This is a genomic window from Afifella sp. IM 167 (assembly GCF_020144925.1).
Taxonomy (GTDB): Bacteria; Pseudomonadota; Alphaproteobacteria; order Rhizobiales; family Afifellaceae; genus Afifella.
Genome location: NZ_NSLC01000007.1, coordinates 105845 through 119880, shown reverse-complemented (window position 1 = coordinate 119880; position 14036 = coordinate 105845). Strand labels below are relative to the sequence as shown.

The following is a 14036-nucleotide window of genomic DNA, read 5'->3' as shown; positions in this document are numbered from 1 at the left end:
AGTGCGAGGCTCCCGGCTTCCATAGCTGCGGCCGTCGGACTTCCCGGTCTCGCGCGGGTCTCCTTAAGCTTGAAATTCGATGGTCGCGTGGAAAGTACGGATAGCCAAATCGTGGCCCAATGGCTCGATCCCAACAAGCGGCCGCTCAGAGCCTCCCGTATGGGAGCTTTCCTGCAATGGGGACAAGAGCAGGGGCGGCTCTCCCCTGAGCTGTTCAGTTTGGCGGAAGCGATTGACTGCTTCAACTCAACGACGGGGCAGCCGCCGGAGAGCCGCGTCGCAGCCTGGGGGCCTGTAGAGGCGGACTTGAAGGCCATCACCGGGCAGCAGGTCACGGCAGATGCCTATTTGCGCACGCTTTCGATCTACCAAGCTGGAAGTTTCGCATTGGATGTCCGGGAGACGGAAGCTGGACCGGACTTTGTTCCTATCCTGATGGGTCGCGATCGGGCGCCGACTTTGGAAGATGACGCGCCGCTTGATGAAGCGAGCGGAGAGGTGCCTGCGGAATTACCAGATGCCGAGGCAGTTTCCCTCCTGACACCAGATTTGCGAGATCGGTTCGTCGAGCAGGCATGGCCAAGGAGCGCTCATACCCGCGCTGCCTATGTGCTCGAAAGGAACACCTTCCTTGTCCTCGTCCCCGGCTTGCGCACGGCTCTCGATGTTGTGCGGGAAAAGAGACGTGCGGATCCGGAAGAGAGACGCGCCTTTATTCGCAATCCGAGACCCGCAATTGCCGAGGCGCTCGGCTCTGAAGATGCGGAAGACCTCTCGCACCTCCTCTTTGTCGAGACCAAGCAATACTCTGAGCGGGTGCTCGGTCTGAAGGTCTGGGAAGCGCCTCAGTTTCCGTGGCTTACTCGCAAGAGTGAGCAATGGTTGCCAGAAAGCTTCTCAGCGAAGATCGGCGGGAGCGAGATCGAACTGAGTTCGGAAGAGATCGAGGAGCTAAGAGACGAGGTCGAGCATGCGCGAGAATGCGGACTATCGGACGTCGAACTCAAGGGGCAGCGCTATCCGATTGAAGACATCGAACGCATCTTCGCGTCGTTGCCCGAAGCTGAGGACCTGAGCTCCGAAGTTCATTCGTCCAAGGATGACGAAGAGCCTGGTTCGCCCGCCACCCGCAGCGTTCTCGATCTCAAAGAGAATTTCGATACAATCGATTTTTCGGCCGCGCTTCAGAAGCGGCTCGTCTTGGAATCGCGGGCATTTCCCGACGATCTTTGTCCGGTCTCTCGCCCGAAAGAGCATCAGCTTCGCGGGTTTGAATGGCTGGTGGAAGCCTGGGAAAGCGGATTGCCCGGCGCGCTTCTGGCCGATGACATGGGGCTCGGCAAGACTTTCCAGGCGCTCGCATTTCTTGCCTGGTTTAGAGAGAACAGGCAGGCAGCCCGCCTTCGCCGAGCAAGGCTTAACAATGGACCGATCCTGATCGTTGCGCCGACTGCCTTGCTACGAAACTGGGTGGCTGAGGCTGAACGACATCTTTCGCCCGGAGCTCTAGGGGAAAAGGTGGAGGCGTTCGGACCAGGCCTTCGTCGGCTGAAGCGGCCCGCGGAGGGCGACGGGGCTTCCAAGAGCAGGTTGGACCACGAGCTTCTCACAGAGGCGGACTGGGTTCTGACCACGTACGAAACGCTCGCTGACAATCACCTATCTTTCGCCCGTGTGCCGTATTCAATCGGCGTCTTTGACGAGATGCAGAAGGTGAAGTCGCCCGGTACCATCAACACCCATGCCGCCAAGGCGATGAATGTTGATTTCGTCATTGGGCTGACCGGCACGCCGATCGAGAACCGGCTGGAAGATCTCTGGTGTATCATGGACAGGATTTTCCCCGGCTACCTCGGCCCGCTGCGGCAGTTCTCTGAAATGCACGGCGAGGGCGATGGCGAAGCGCTCCAGGCGTTGAAAGCTAGAATGGATCAACCAAAGCCTCCGGCCCCGGCCATCATGCTGAGACGGATGAAGGAAGATATCCTTGACGGGCTTCCCGAGAAGACAATCGAGTGCCGATCCGTCGAGATGCCAGAACGTCAGGCGGAGGCTTACGAGCGAGCGGTAGCCGAAGCGAAGACCGGGCCGACCACGCGTGGCGCCATGCTGAAGGCACTGCACGCCTTCCGAGGAATCTCGCTCCATCCCGCCGGCGCAGATGATGTCGACCCGTATGAGCCGGAATCGGTGAAGGAGTGGATCGCCGGCTCCGCCCGGCTTGCTCACGCTGTCGGCGTGCTGCGCAAGATCCAGGAAAAAAACGAGAAGGCGCTGGTCTTCCTGGAAGATCGGGCTGTGCAGACAGCCTTCGCCGCGGCCGCAACCGTCCTATTTGATCTCCCCTCCGAGCCGGCCGTCATCAATGGCGCAACGCCCGGTGACCGAAGGCAGGCTGTTGTCGACCGCTTCCAGAAGCAACCTCCCGGCTTTCATCTTCTGGTGCTCTCGCCGAAGGCCGCGGGCGTCGGCCTCACAATCACCGCCGCCAATCATGTTGTGCATCTCAGCCGCTGGTGGAACCCGGCTGTCGAAGAGCAGTGCAATGATCGCGTGTATCGGATCGGGCAAGAACTGCCGGTTACGGTCCATATCCCGATGGCGGTTCATCCTGATTTCGGAGAGGCCTCCTTCGACCTCACCCTTGATCGCCTGCTTCAGCGCAAGCGGGATCTCTCTCGCAACATGCTGGCCCCGCCAGTCGCAGAAGGAGACGTTGATGCGCTGTTCGGGGCAACGCTCGGAGCCGAGACCGCGCCCTCCCGCCAATGATACAGTTCCGTCCACTGGGAGGGCTCGGACACCAGGGCGAGGCGGCGTATTCACTATGGCGCCTGGAGAATAGGGACCGGAGTCCTGCAACGCCGTTTCCTCTTGAATCAAAGATCTCGGTAACGCCGTTTCAGGTAGTAATGGGGGGAATCATGGCAGTTCGTCGTCGGGAATCCCGTGAATGACACGCCGAAGATGGGGTTTGGCCGGAAGTCCCAGCCGTCCTCGTAGCGAGCTACGATCTCGTCGAAACGGCACCGTGCTCCTTCCTCGGAGAATTCCTGCTCGACAAGGCGTTCGATCACCATATTGCGCAGGCCGGTCAGCTGCTTCTCCTGGCCGGGCTCCAGAGCGCCGGTGATAGCCCAGTGCAGGACGATGCGGGCGACGTCATCGCGCGAGGGAATCCGGTCCGCCTTCTGTCGGGCGCGGTAGGCGCGCTGCTTTTCCTTCTGCTCCGGGCGGCGTGGCTTCGGCTTTCTCATGGCGCCAGCTTAGGTCGCGTGGCGATCTCATGCGACCCGAGCCGGTGACGCACAGGGGAAGAGCTCGGATGTTTCTCCCGGGATAAGGGATGCCCGCCGGTCCCCTCCGGATTTCCCGCCTGCTGGCGTCACGCGCCCCTCTCCAGCGAGTTCGCCATTTCCGAACAGGCGACGACGACCCAACACAGGAGACAACCGACCGGGAAGAGCAGCTGCGTCGTTTGGTGCCTCACCGGTCGGCACGGTCGTTCTCCTTCCGTCCAGTGGACCCCGCCTCGGCAGGGGGCACATGCTGCCGGTGGGACACGCCGGTCACTGCACTTCCTCTTCCGCCTTCCATCTGTCACGCGCCATGAGGAGCCGCTCTACCAGCCGCCGAAGGACGCGGACGGAGCCGCCGGGCCACGCCGCCTGCAACGCCGCCAGCTCCTCGCCATCCAGCGGGATCGCCCACCGCCGGTCCAGTCCGCACTCGACGATGATCTCCGCCATCAGTCGTTCCGCCAAGGGAACGAGATGCTCAGGTCCCGGCTCCGGGAAGCGAAACACCCGGAAACGATCTCTCAGCGGCCCCGGAAGGCTTCGGAGCTCGTTCGCGGTTGCGATCCAGACCACATGGGAGAGGTCGACTGGCGACTGAATGTACGGATCGTGCCAGTGCGCTGCCGACAGCGGTTCAAGCATAGGCAACAAGGCATCGAGGGCGTTGCCGTTGTGACGTCCGGTGCCCACTTTCTCGATCTCATCGAGAATGATCCCAGGCGATGCGTGCCGGAGACGACGGATCAGGCTCACCGGAAGAGAAGGCTCCGCCGACATCCAGCGCCTTGCCGTTCCGCCGAGCGCGGCATCAGCAACCCCGCCGCAGGAGTAGGTCTCGTGCGGAAGACTGAGCGCATCGCAAAGCCGCTCGGCGAAACGCGTCTTCCCCGCGCCGGGCTCGCCGACCAGAAGGATCGGCCGGAGCCGGACAATGTCGAGAGGGACGAGCTCGGAAAGGATCGCGGAAATGATTTCCGCGGCATGTGGAAACTCATCGGCGAGAGCTTTTGAGACGGTCGTGAGATCCGGTCGTCGGGCAAGCCGCAGCCTCTTGTTCAGGAGGCGGGAGAACTCCCGCGCCACGCGCTGCGAGGTCTCCACATTGCCGACGGCCCGGAAGACGATGGCGCCCGGATCTCCCGGCTTGAGGTCGCCAGCTCCGGCCTCACCGGTATCGGGCGGCGATGACATGCCGACCCTGTCCGGCTCGTAGAGCCGCTTGAAATAGGCCTCCACGCGCCGGTAGAGACGCCGCTTGCGTTCGTTGAGAATGCGCTCCAGGAGATCGAGGCCAAGATCGGTCGCGTCGGCCCGGAAGCTCGATCGCGGCCGGGACGGCTGCCGGGCGAGCCGGTCGGCGGAAAGCGGCTCGTAACGCCCGGCATGGAGCAACCAGCCGACCGCGGCGACCGCATAGTCGAGCGCCTGGTCCTGCGGCGTTTTTCGGTCATGCGCGCGCGAGATCGCCTCTCCGGCAATCCGCCATGGCGTGTGCCGGTCGCCAACGCAGGCGCGATAGTAGTCGAGCCGCATTGCGGCCTCTGATGCGTTGATGCGTTTCAGCTTCCCGGCTCGTCGGAAGGCTTCGGACGCATCGGTGAGATCGTCGAGGCTCGCGGAAACCGTAAGGATGATCAGGTGCTCGCGCAGCGCCTGATGATCGTCGCGGTCGTCTTCCGGGATGAGTGCGTAGACGCGTTCGGCCCACGTCTGGACGTCGGCGGGAAGGTCGTTGCCGAAGAAGGTCATGCCCAAGATCAGCTCGGCGAGGTCGGGAAGATGCCGCCGTTCCTTCGCGGCTTTCTCGCGCCGGAACCATCTTCGCTCTCGCCTTTCCCGTCCTTCAGGATCTGGATCCGGCCACACCGGGGAAGGCGGGTCGTCGTCATCGCCGTCAGGACCGGGACGCCTCGCGAAGTCGGCAAGCGCGCTTTTCTTCTCTTTCTTGTCGTCGCTCATGAGCCGGTCTCCCTCTCCGCGGCCGGGAGGCCGAGGCGGTAGTAGCGCGACAGCGTCCTGACGAATCCATGTCCGGGCGTAGCGACCCAGACAGCCGAAGTCAGGACTTCGCGGGTGCCGAGAAGCGGATGACCAAAGACGTGACCGATGAGCGCCGTGGCGGGTATGGTGACGAAGGACCATCTGTCGATCATCGGGGCATCGACGAGGTCCTGCGGTGTCGGAATTCGGCCTTCATGCAAGGCACGAAGATCGTTGACGAGGCCCTCCGCACGCTCAAGATCGCGGCCGATCGGGGTGGTGAAGCCCTGCGGTTCGAGGATATGCATTGGTCTTTTCCTTGGAAGGCGAGACGAGTTGTTCCTGCCGGACCGGCGTGCCGGTCCGGTTCTGTTCTCGTGCTGTGGAATGTTGGGGAGTTCTGAGACTCGGCCCGGCTTACTCGACGACTTCGAGCGACCTCCACGGGTGGATCGGGCGCCAGACATTGCTCGGGACGTGCGAGCCTGCGAGCACGCGAGCCGCGATCGACTTCGACCAGAAGGCCACTGCGGAATTAAGCCGCTGCCGGTCGCTCACGCCGGGGATCGGGGTCAGAACGCCGCGCTTCTCAAGGATCGCCCGGCGGGTTCTGACGGAGCTCTCTTCATTGCCGTTCTCGCCGAGAACGCGGACTTCGGAGCCCGGAAGCACGATGAAGAGATTGTCGCACTCAAGCCCGCGCGCGAAGAGATCGGCGTAGGCGAGCTCCATCATCGGACGCTTGGCCTGTTCCGGAGAGATGAAGGTGGGATCGGCAGCCTCTGCATCGACGATGCCGAGCGCCGGATGACGGAGTGAGGGCTCCAGCAGGGGGCAGCCGAGGTCCCAAAGGAGCGGACGCTCCTGGTCCAGTAACGGATCGGCGACGGCGGCGAAGACGGGCGGAAGCTCTGCCGCCTCGGGAGGAGCTCCCACCAGCTTCGCGCGGCCGGAAGCCGCGATGAGGGCCGCGTACTTCGCCTGCCGGTGGCGCGCCAGATCCTTGGAGTTCAGGCCGCTCTTCGAGGTGACGACAAAGACCATTTCGGCGAACGCTTTCTGCTTGTCGTGCTTGTGCCGGTCCAGGCGTCTCATGATGTCGGCGGTCTCGCCGACATAGGAGAGCGTCTCCCCGTCTTTGCGGCCGACCAGAATGTAGGTCACCGCCTCACCGGACCTCACGCCGAATTCGCGCAGCGCTTCGAACTTGCGGAACGGCACGACGAAAGCACGGGCAGTGCCGACCAGGTTCTCTGCGGAGCGTGCCGAGAGTGGGCCGGACATCGCGTCCAGCCTGCGGATCACGCTGAGACTGCCGAGGTCGGCGCCGGAGCACATGGTCGGCACCAGATCTTCGGCGCTGAGGTTGAGAACCCCGCCTGCCGGTTCGTTCCCGGCCTCGGCCTCGGTGCCGGTGGGTGCCCCGTCCGGCTGGGCTTCGGAAGCGCCGGTCGCGGCCGGTGCCGCTTCCTCCATGGCCGGTGCGGCTTCAGCCTCGGGGCGGGCTGCCGCTTCCTCGGCAAGATCATTGGACGCTGCAGTTTCGTTGGCGGTGGTGGAAATGATTTCCGACATGGGTGTCTTCCTTGAAGTGCGGTGTGGAAGGAAGACGATCGGGAGAGCGGCCAGCAGACGGCTGGCGCCGCGAGGGCCGGGGACACGGAAGCCCCCGCGGACAGGGTGATGGTGTCCGCAGCGGAGATCACCCGGACATGCGCAACCGCCGCCGGTCCCGGCCGCCGAGGCGGACGGATGGAAGGGGCATCCGCAATGTCCGAGAAAATCCGCTGAGCGTCAGCCGTCGGCCAGCCGCTCTTCCCGATCGTCAGATCAAAGGGAAAGCTACGTCAGGCGCGCCGCACCGGGCGACGCCGCCGGCGGACGCTGTGACGAGCGCGTGAGCGACAAGGGTATTTCGAGAAAGGCCCATCTCGGGCTAGGACGGCGATCAGCCATTGCAAGCACTCCAATTGCTTGTGTGGTCAGGCCATCGGTGCTGTTCCAGCAGCGCCGGTGGCCGCTCATTTCGCTCCCGTCATCGAGAGCGCCGCCACCCTGGCAGTACTCGTTTGAGTTGTGAGCTCGAAATTCCGTACATGGTTAACGGGCACGCCGTGAAGGGTTCCGAAGGGGAGGAGGTGCCGCCCCGGCCAGGAGTTCAGCGGTGCCGATCAGGGGCTATATCGGCCGCCTGAGGCGGCAAGCGACCCCGTTCAAAAAGGCCTCCGGGAGCACCCCAAAAAGCCCATTCTGTTGACAGAATGTACCCGTTTGTGTACCCAGTCGCGAAAAATTCCACTTCTGCATCAAAGACTTGGGTATGTTTTGGGAGAGGTTCCCTTCCTCTCCGCCACCCTCACGCCATTGATAAAAGTGCAGAATTTCGCGGATTCGGGTTTTTGATATCCGCCAATGCATCCATGAGCGAAGGATGCATCTCGCCCGCCGCGGCCCAATTCGGGATGGCCGGAGGTTCCAGATTCGCGTGCCGCGTGATCTGGAGCCGGTTCTCGGCCCCACGCCGATCCGCATTCCGATCGGCACTGCGACAACACGCGAGGCCCAAAGCCAGGCGCGTTTGCTCGCTGGAAGGGCGGAATCCGCATTTCTCGCCCTGAAGGCGAGGGGCGGCGAAATGAGCGAGGGCGACGAAACGCGCGACGAACTGCCTCCGGAGCCCTCGAAGGCGTCCCAGGAAGCGACTAATCAAGAGCAAAGGCGCAAGTTATATTCGGAAGTGGCGGGAACAACGATCAGCTCGCCAGGGATATGCTTCCCGTCATGGATGTAGCCGGGATCACTGCCCGGCCATTTCGGCTCTGAGCGCCGTTGGGAGAGGCTGGAGCCGAAAGCCAAGGGCATGTTCGGCGAGCGCGCCCGAGACGTTGTTGACGAAGATGGGTGCCGCAGGCGTTTCGCTGAAGTGGAAATGGAGACGCGGCTCGATCTTCGCGATCTCCTCCACGAGGGCCCGTGCCGTGACGCGGTAGCCGCCTGAATTGAGGATGGGAGGGAGCGAGGTCGGGCTTCGTACCGCAAGCGCAAGAAGGCGGGCGGCATCTGCGGCCGAGACAAGGCTCATGGGATCGTCGGGGGCGACGGGGATATGGATTGCGTCGCCGCGCGCCGGCTCGAGCATGTGCGACGTCCAGGCCGTGAAGCCGTGGCGGCGGCCGGGCCCGAAGACGATGCTGAGGCGCACGCCGCATGTCTCGACAGCGCTTTCGGCGCGCACGCGCCGGGCGATGAAGTCGTTGAAGGCCTTCATTGCCCCGTAGGTGGTGCCGTGCGCCTCGAGCGGGCAGGAATCGCTTTCGGTGATTTGGCGATCGCCATAGACGGACTGATCCGTGCCGTAGGCGGCGATCGAGCTCGAATAGACGACGCGCGCGACGCCACAATCGCGGGCGGCATCGAGAACGTGGAGATGACCGTTGACGTTGATGCGCGTCGAGCGATCGAGATCGGCCTCAAGCGCGTCGCCGGTCGCATAGGCCAGATTCACGATCACGTCGGGCCGGATCTCGGCGACGAGGGAAGCGACGGCCTGGCGCTCGCTCACATCGATCGCGTGGATCGGCGAGGACACCGAATCCCTGGCCGTTTCCACATCGGCGCCGACGACCGCGACCTGCGCCCGGGTGAGCTCGGCCACGAGCCGACGGCCGACGAAGCCCGCCGCGCCGAACACCAGAACCTTCATGCGCCGTCGTCCTCTGCTTTCAATCTCGCGCGGCCTCAATCGCGATCAGGGCGTCAAACGCTTCAGAAGGCGGCGATCCTCCAGCTCGAACCCGCCGGCATAGACCCGCGATGCCATGAAATGCGCACCGAGAATCTCGGGCTCGAGGTCCGCGATCGGGTCGAATTCCGACGGATAGAGCTTGAGGTCGATCTTGCCGGCGAGCGGGGCGGAATAGTCGAGCGGGGTGAGACGGTAGACGACGTCCTCATAGGCCGGCTCGGGGCGCTCGGGGTGGGGCAGGCGGCGCACGTGGATTTCGCCGCCCGGCTGCTCGTCGCCGTCGACCAGACGCACGATCGGGGCCGTTTCGTCCGGCACGAAGGTGAACTCGGCGAGCTGGAAGCCGCGGCGATTGACCCAGCCGCGGGTCGTGCCGAAGGCGTCCTCGTCGAACTGGTAGGTGCAGTCCTTCTTGGTATAGCCGAACAGCTCGCGCCCGGCGACCATGCCGATCGGATCGCTGCAATACATGTAGATGTGAGTCTGGGTGAAAAGATCCTGGTAGCGCACCGCGACGGTGATCATCAGGTCGAACATCGCGCCCTTGTGCAGCGAGAGCGTATGGCCGGGCGACAGCATGAAGCGAAAGGCGACGCGATCATTGACGCGCTCGAAGCCGCTTCCCTCCAGCATCGCGTCGATCTTCGCCGGATCCACGCGGGTCACCACCTCGACGGTGCGCAGCGTGCAGTCCCATTCGAGCGGATAGGCCGGCGAATGGTGCGGGTTCACCCCGCTCTTGGGGTAAAGCTTGAAATTGCCGAACATTGCGTTCCTCCTTCTTCGGCGTCTCAGTTGCGCGGGACGATCGTGTCGCGCGTGATCTCCTCGACCTTGCGCACGCCACACAGGGCCATGGTGAGATCGAGCTCTTTCTTGATGATGCTGAGGCAGCGCGCCACGCCATCCTCGCCGAGCGCGCCGAGGCCGTACATGTAGGCCCGGCCGATATGCGCCCCCCGGGCCCCGAGGGCGACCGCCCGGAAGACATCCTGGCCTGAGCGCACGCCGCTGTCGAAATGGACCTCCGTCTCGTTGCCGACGGCGTCGATGATGGCGGGCAGAGCATGGATGCTGGCGGGCGCTCCATCGAGCTGGCGGCCGCCATGGTTGGATACGACGATGGCGTCGGCGCCGGCGCTCACGGCATGGCGCGCGTCTTCGGGGTCCATGATTCCCTTGAGGATCAGCTTGCCGCCCCAGCGCGCCTTCACCCAGTCGACCGCTTCCCAGTCGAGTGTCTGGTCGAACTGCTCGCTGACCCACAGCGCCATCGAACTGGTGTCGTGTATGTCCGGCGCGTGACCAACGATGTTGCCGAAGGTGCGCCTTTTGGTGCGCAGCATGCCCCAGCACCAGCGCGGCTTGGTCAGGAGGTTGACGAGGTTGGCGATGGTTAGCTTGGGCGGGGTCGACAGGCCGTTCTTGATGTCCTTGTGGCGCTGCCCCTGGACCGGCAGGTCGAGGGTGAGGACGAGCGCCGAGCAGCCGGCCGCCTTGGCGCGATCGATGAGATCGCCCATGAATTTGCGGTCCTTCATCATGTAGAGCTGGAACCAGAAGGGGCGCCGCGTCGCCTCCGCGACATCCTCGATGGAGCACACGCTCATCGTCGACAGGGTGAAGGGAACGCCGAAAGCCAGGGCGGCCCGTGCGGCGAGGATCTCTCCGTCGGCGCATTGCATCCCCGCAAGGCCCGCAGGCGCGAGGGCGAGCGGCATGGCCGCGGGCTCTCCCAAAAGCGTCGTGGCGGTCGAGCGCCCCTCGATGTTCACCGCGACACGCTGCCTGAAACCCCAATCCGACATGTCGCGCGCGTTCGCCCGATAGGTCGTCTCGCTCCACGAGCCGGAATCGACATAGTCATAGAACATGCGCGGCACGCGGCGGCGCGCCAGGATCCTCAAATCCTCCACCGCAGTGACGGTTCGGTCGATATTCATGCGCGCTCGTCACCAGCCTCGATAATGAATGTCTTTTGGATGTAAAGTACGTTTGGAGCCCGCCTGTCAAGCTGCGGTCTCGCACGGTCGATCGTGGCCGAAACGCTTGGAAACAGGGCAGGGGGAACCGAACGGCAGGATGGAGACGGTAGGGGAACCCGAAGAGACTCGGGCTTGACGGCGCAACATCTGGCGTACAGGATATGCAAAATACATTCATGGCCGTGGGACAAACGCGGCGACGGGAGGACATCATGCCGCCGCAAGGCGATCCAGCCATAGCGGTCCCAGCCATGGCGGTCCCAGCCATAGCGGTCGTTGTCGGCGGGGGCGGCGATCTCGGCCGCGCCACCGCGCTTCGGTTCGCCGGCAAGGGCATCGCGGTGGCCCTGCTCGACAGCAGCCTTGAAGGCGCGCGGCGCACCCTTTCCGAGATCGAGGCGACTGGCGGGCGCGGCATTGCGCTGGCAGTGGACGTGACAGAGGCCGAAGCCCTCGCGGCCGCGATCGACACGGTCGAGGGCAGCCTCGGCGCGGTGACGATCCTGGTCAACAGCGCCGGCATCGAAGGGGCGGTCGAGCCGATCGTCACCTATCCGGAGGACGCTTTCGATCGCGTCATGGCCGTCAACGTCAAGGGCGTCTTCCTCGCCATGCAGGCCATCCTCCCGCACATGATCGCCCGCGGTCACGGCAGCGTCGTCAACGTCGCCTCCACCTCGGCGATCCGCGGACGCGGCGGGCTCGCGGGCTATGTCGCGAGCAAGCACGCCGTCCTTGGACTGACGAAGGTTGCCGCGCTGGACGTGGGCGGCCGCGGCGTGCGCGTCAACGCGGTGCTCCCCGGGCCGATCGCGGGACGCATGATCGAGAACATCGAGCGCCAGAGCGAGGGCGGCGTCCGGCGGGGGAACGCGGCGCCGGTCGCACGTCCGGAGGATGTCGCGACGGCCATCGCCTTCCTGGCGTCCGATGAGGCGCGTCACGTCAACGGCGCCGGCCTTGTCGTCGATGGCGGCTCCACGCTGATTTGATGAAGGGCTGATGTGATGAAAGGACGAGGATTTCTGCGATGAAACTTTTGAGATTTGGCGAGCCCGGCAGGGAAAAGGTCGGCGCGATCGACCGCGACGGAGCGGTCCGGGACCTCTCCGCAAAGGTCGGCGATCTCCATTCCTCCCGGTTCGAGGGCGGGCTCCTCGACGAAATCGCCAATCTCGACCTGACCGACTTTCCCGTTGTCGAGACGCCCGGCCGGCTCGGTGTCCCCTGGGAGGGGATCTCCAAATATGTCTGCATCGGCCTCAACTATTCCGATCATGCCGCGGAGGCGGGGATGCCGCTTCCGCAGCGGCCGATCGTCTTCCTGAAGGCGCCGTCGGCAATCTGCGGTCCCAATGACGACACCATACAGCCCGTCGGCTCGACGAAGCTCGACTGGGAGGTCGAGCTCGGCATCGTGATCGGCCGCACGGCCCGCAACGTGTCCGAGGAGCGGGCGGCGGACTTCATCGCCGGCTATTGCGTCCTCAACGACGTCTCCGAGCGCGCCTTCCAGATGGAGACGACGCAATGGGCGAAGGGCAAGGGCTGCGACACCTTCGGCCCCATCGGGCCGTGGCTGGTCACGCCGGACGAGATCCCCGATCCGGGCAAGCTCGACCTGTGGCTCGACGTCAACGGCGTGCGCATGCAGACCGGCAATACCGACAAGATGGTCTTCCCCGTCGCCGCGCTCATCGCCGATCTCAGCCGCTGCATGACGCTGCTGCCCGGCGACGTGATCGCAACCGGCACCCCGCCCGGCGTCGGGATGGGCATGAAGCCCGAACCCGTCTGGCTGAAGCCCGGAGACGTGGTCGAGCTCGGCATCGCCGGGCTTGGACAGCAACGCCAGAAAGTGGTGCCGAACCCGCTCGCGTGACGGGCCCGAGACAGAGGCGAAGCTGAAATGGGCCGCCTTGCGTGCGGCCCGAACGGTAAAGCAATGGCCGCTTGGCGCTGCCCGGCGGCCGCAATCTGAGAATGTGGAGGAAAAAAGAAATGACAAAAACTTTGAAGACCATCGCGGCCGCCGCTTTGTTCGCCGCGGCGCCGCTCGCGGGACCTGCCGCGGCACAGGACTACAACTGGTCGATCCAGAGCCTGTGGCAGGCCGGAACGGCGACGCAGCAGAGTTTCGAGCGCTTCGCCGAGGATGTCGCCAAGCGGACCAACGGCCAGATCAAGATCCGCGCCCTGCCGGCCGACGCGGTTGTCGGCACCGCCGAGACGCTCGAGGCGGTGCAGATGGGCGTGCTTGACGGCGAACACAACGCGCCTGCCTACTGGACCGGACGCGAGCCGGGCTTCGCGATCCTGGGCGGCCTCGTCGGCGCCTACCAGACGACGCAGCAGCTGCTTGATTATCACTACGAAAACGGCGGCCTGGAGCTCCTGCAGGAGGCCTACGAGCCGTTCGGCCTCTATCCGATCGGCATCACCACCTGGGGCGCGGAATCGCTCCCGCTGATGAAGCCGGTCGAGCATCCCTCCGAGTTCAAGGGCATGAAGCTCAGGATGTCGAAGGGCATGTTCTCCGACGTCTTCGCGCATTTCGGGGCGATCCCGATCGAAATGGCGGGCACGGAGGTCTACAGCGCGCTCGACAAGGGCGTCGTCGATGGAGCCGACTGGGGCACGCTGTCGATGAACGAGGAGCTCGGCTTCCACGACATCGCGAAATACGCGATCTATCCGAGCGTCCATTCGATGTCGATCGCCGACGTCGCGATCCGCAAGGCGGTCTGGGATTCGCTGACGCCCGAGCTGCAGCAGACGCTGAAGGACGCGGTACGCGCCTTCGCCGACGACATGGCAGATACCATGGCAAAGAAGGACGCCGAAGCCGCCGAAAAGCTGCGCGCCGAGGGCGTTACGCTGATCGACTGGAGCGACGAGGACAAGAAGACGTTCCGCGCCGCGGCCATCGATGTCTGGAAGGCTTACGCCACGCGCAGCCCGTTCGCCCAGAAGGCCCTCGATAGCCAGCTCGCCTACATGAAGAAGATTGGCCTGATCGAGGAGTGA

Annotated in this window: 12 protein-coding genes; 5 read left to right on the top strand and 7 right to left on the bottom strand. The window is 64.3% G+C overall.

Features of this window, described 5'->3' with window-relative positions:
* Positions 1-111: 111 nt before the first annotated feature.
* Positions 112-2772, top strand: a complete 2661-nt coding sequence (locus CLD20_RS14025; RefSeq protein ID WP_224407281.1) for a DEAD/DEAH box helicase — start codon at positions 112-114, stop codon at positions 2770-2772.
* A 107-nt stretch (positions 2773-2879) separates the two neighbouring features.
* On the opposite strand, the gene CLD20_RS14020 is transcribed toward CLD20_RS14025, so the two are convergent.
* From CLD20_RS14020 to CLD20_RS14005, 4 genes are all read right to left on the bottom strand, one after another.
* Positions 2880-3257 (bottom strand): hypothetical protein, encoded by a 378-nt coding sequence (locus tag CLD20_RS14020; RefSeq protein ID WP_224407280.1) that lies wholly within the window; start codon positions 3255-3257, stop codon positions 2880-2882.
* A 312-nt stretch (positions 3258-3569) separates the two neighbouring features.
* Complete coding sequence (locus tag CLD20_RS14015; RefSeq protein ID WP_224407279.1) at positions 3570-5258, bottom strand: AAA family ATPase; 1689 nt, start codon at positions 5256-5258, stop codon at positions 3570-3572.
* On the bottom strand, positions 5255-5587 hold the full coding sequence (locus tag CLD20_RS14010) for a DUF6634 family protein (RefSeq protein ID WP_224407278.1): 333 nt from the start codon (positions 5585-5587) through the stop codon (positions 5255-5257). The genes CLD20_RS14015 and CLD20_RS14010 overlap by 4 nt, the downstream gene beginning before the upstream one ends.
* Before the next feature lie 109 nt (positions 5588-5696).
* A complete protein-coding gene (locus CLD20_RS14005) occupies positions 5697-6854 on the bottom strand; it encodes a hypothetical protein (protein ID WP_224407277.1) in 1158 nt (385 codons plus the stop codon).
* Between the two features lie 856 nt (positions 6855-7710).
* Between CLD20_RS14005 and CLD20_RS20410 the strand changes: the two genes are divergently transcribed.
* Positions 7711-8070 (top strand): DUF6538 domain-containing protein, encoded by a 360-nt coding sequence (locus CLD20_RS20410; protein ID WP_370636902.1) that lies wholly within the window; start codon positions 7711-7713, stop codon positions 8068-8070.
* Between the two features lie 6 nt (positions 8071-8076).
* On the opposite strand, the gene CLD20_RS14000 is transcribed toward CLD20_RS20410, so the two are convergent.
* Genes CLD20_RS14000 through CLD20_RS13990 form a run of 3 tightly spaced genes read right to left on the bottom strand, consistent with a single transcriptional unit; the run spans position 8077 to position 10967 of the window.
* Positions 8077-8982 carry an NAD(P)-dependent oxidoreductase gene (locus tag CLD20_RS14000; RefSeq protein WP_224407276.1) on the bottom strand — a complete coding sequence of 302 codons (906 nt, stop codon included), beginning with the start codon at positions 8980-8982 and terminating at the stop codon, positions 8077-8079.
* 45 nt (positions 8983-9027) lie between these two features.
* A complete protein-coding gene (locus CLD20_RS13995; protein WP_224407275.1) occupies positions 9028-9792 on the bottom strand; it encodes an acetoacetate decarboxylase family protein in 765 nt (254 codons plus the stop codon).
* A gap of 23 nt (positions 9793-9815) precedes the next feature.
* Complete coding sequence (locus tag CLD20_RS13990) at positions 9816-10967, bottom strand: alpha-hydroxy acid oxidase (RefSeq protein ID WP_224407274.1); 1152 nt, start codon at positions 10965-10967, stop codon at positions 9816-9818.
* Between the two features lie 293 nt (positions 10968-11260).
* Here CLD20_RS13990 and CLD20_RS13985 point away from each other — a divergent pair, with 293 nt between their 5' ends.
* From CLD20_RS13985 to CLD20_RS13975, 3 genes are all read left to right on the top strand, one after another.
* Positions 11261-12001, top strand: a complete 741-nt coding sequence (locus CLD20_RS13985; RefSeq protein WP_224407273.1) for an SDR family NAD(P)-dependent oxidoreductase — start codon at positions 11261-11263, stop codon at positions 11999-12001.
* Between the two features lie 38 nt (positions 12002-12039).
* Positions 12040-12891, top strand: coding sequence for a fumarylacetoacetate hydrolase family protein (locus CLD20_RS13980; RefSeq protein WP_224407272.1), 852 nt, complete (start codon positions 12040-12042; stop codon positions 12889-12891).
* Between the two features lie 119 nt (positions 12892-13010).
* Positions 13011-14036, top strand: a complete 1026-nt coding sequence (locus CLD20_RS13975) for a TRAP transporter substrate-binding protein (RefSeq protein ID WP_224407271.1) — start codon at positions 13011-13013, stop codon at positions 14034-14036.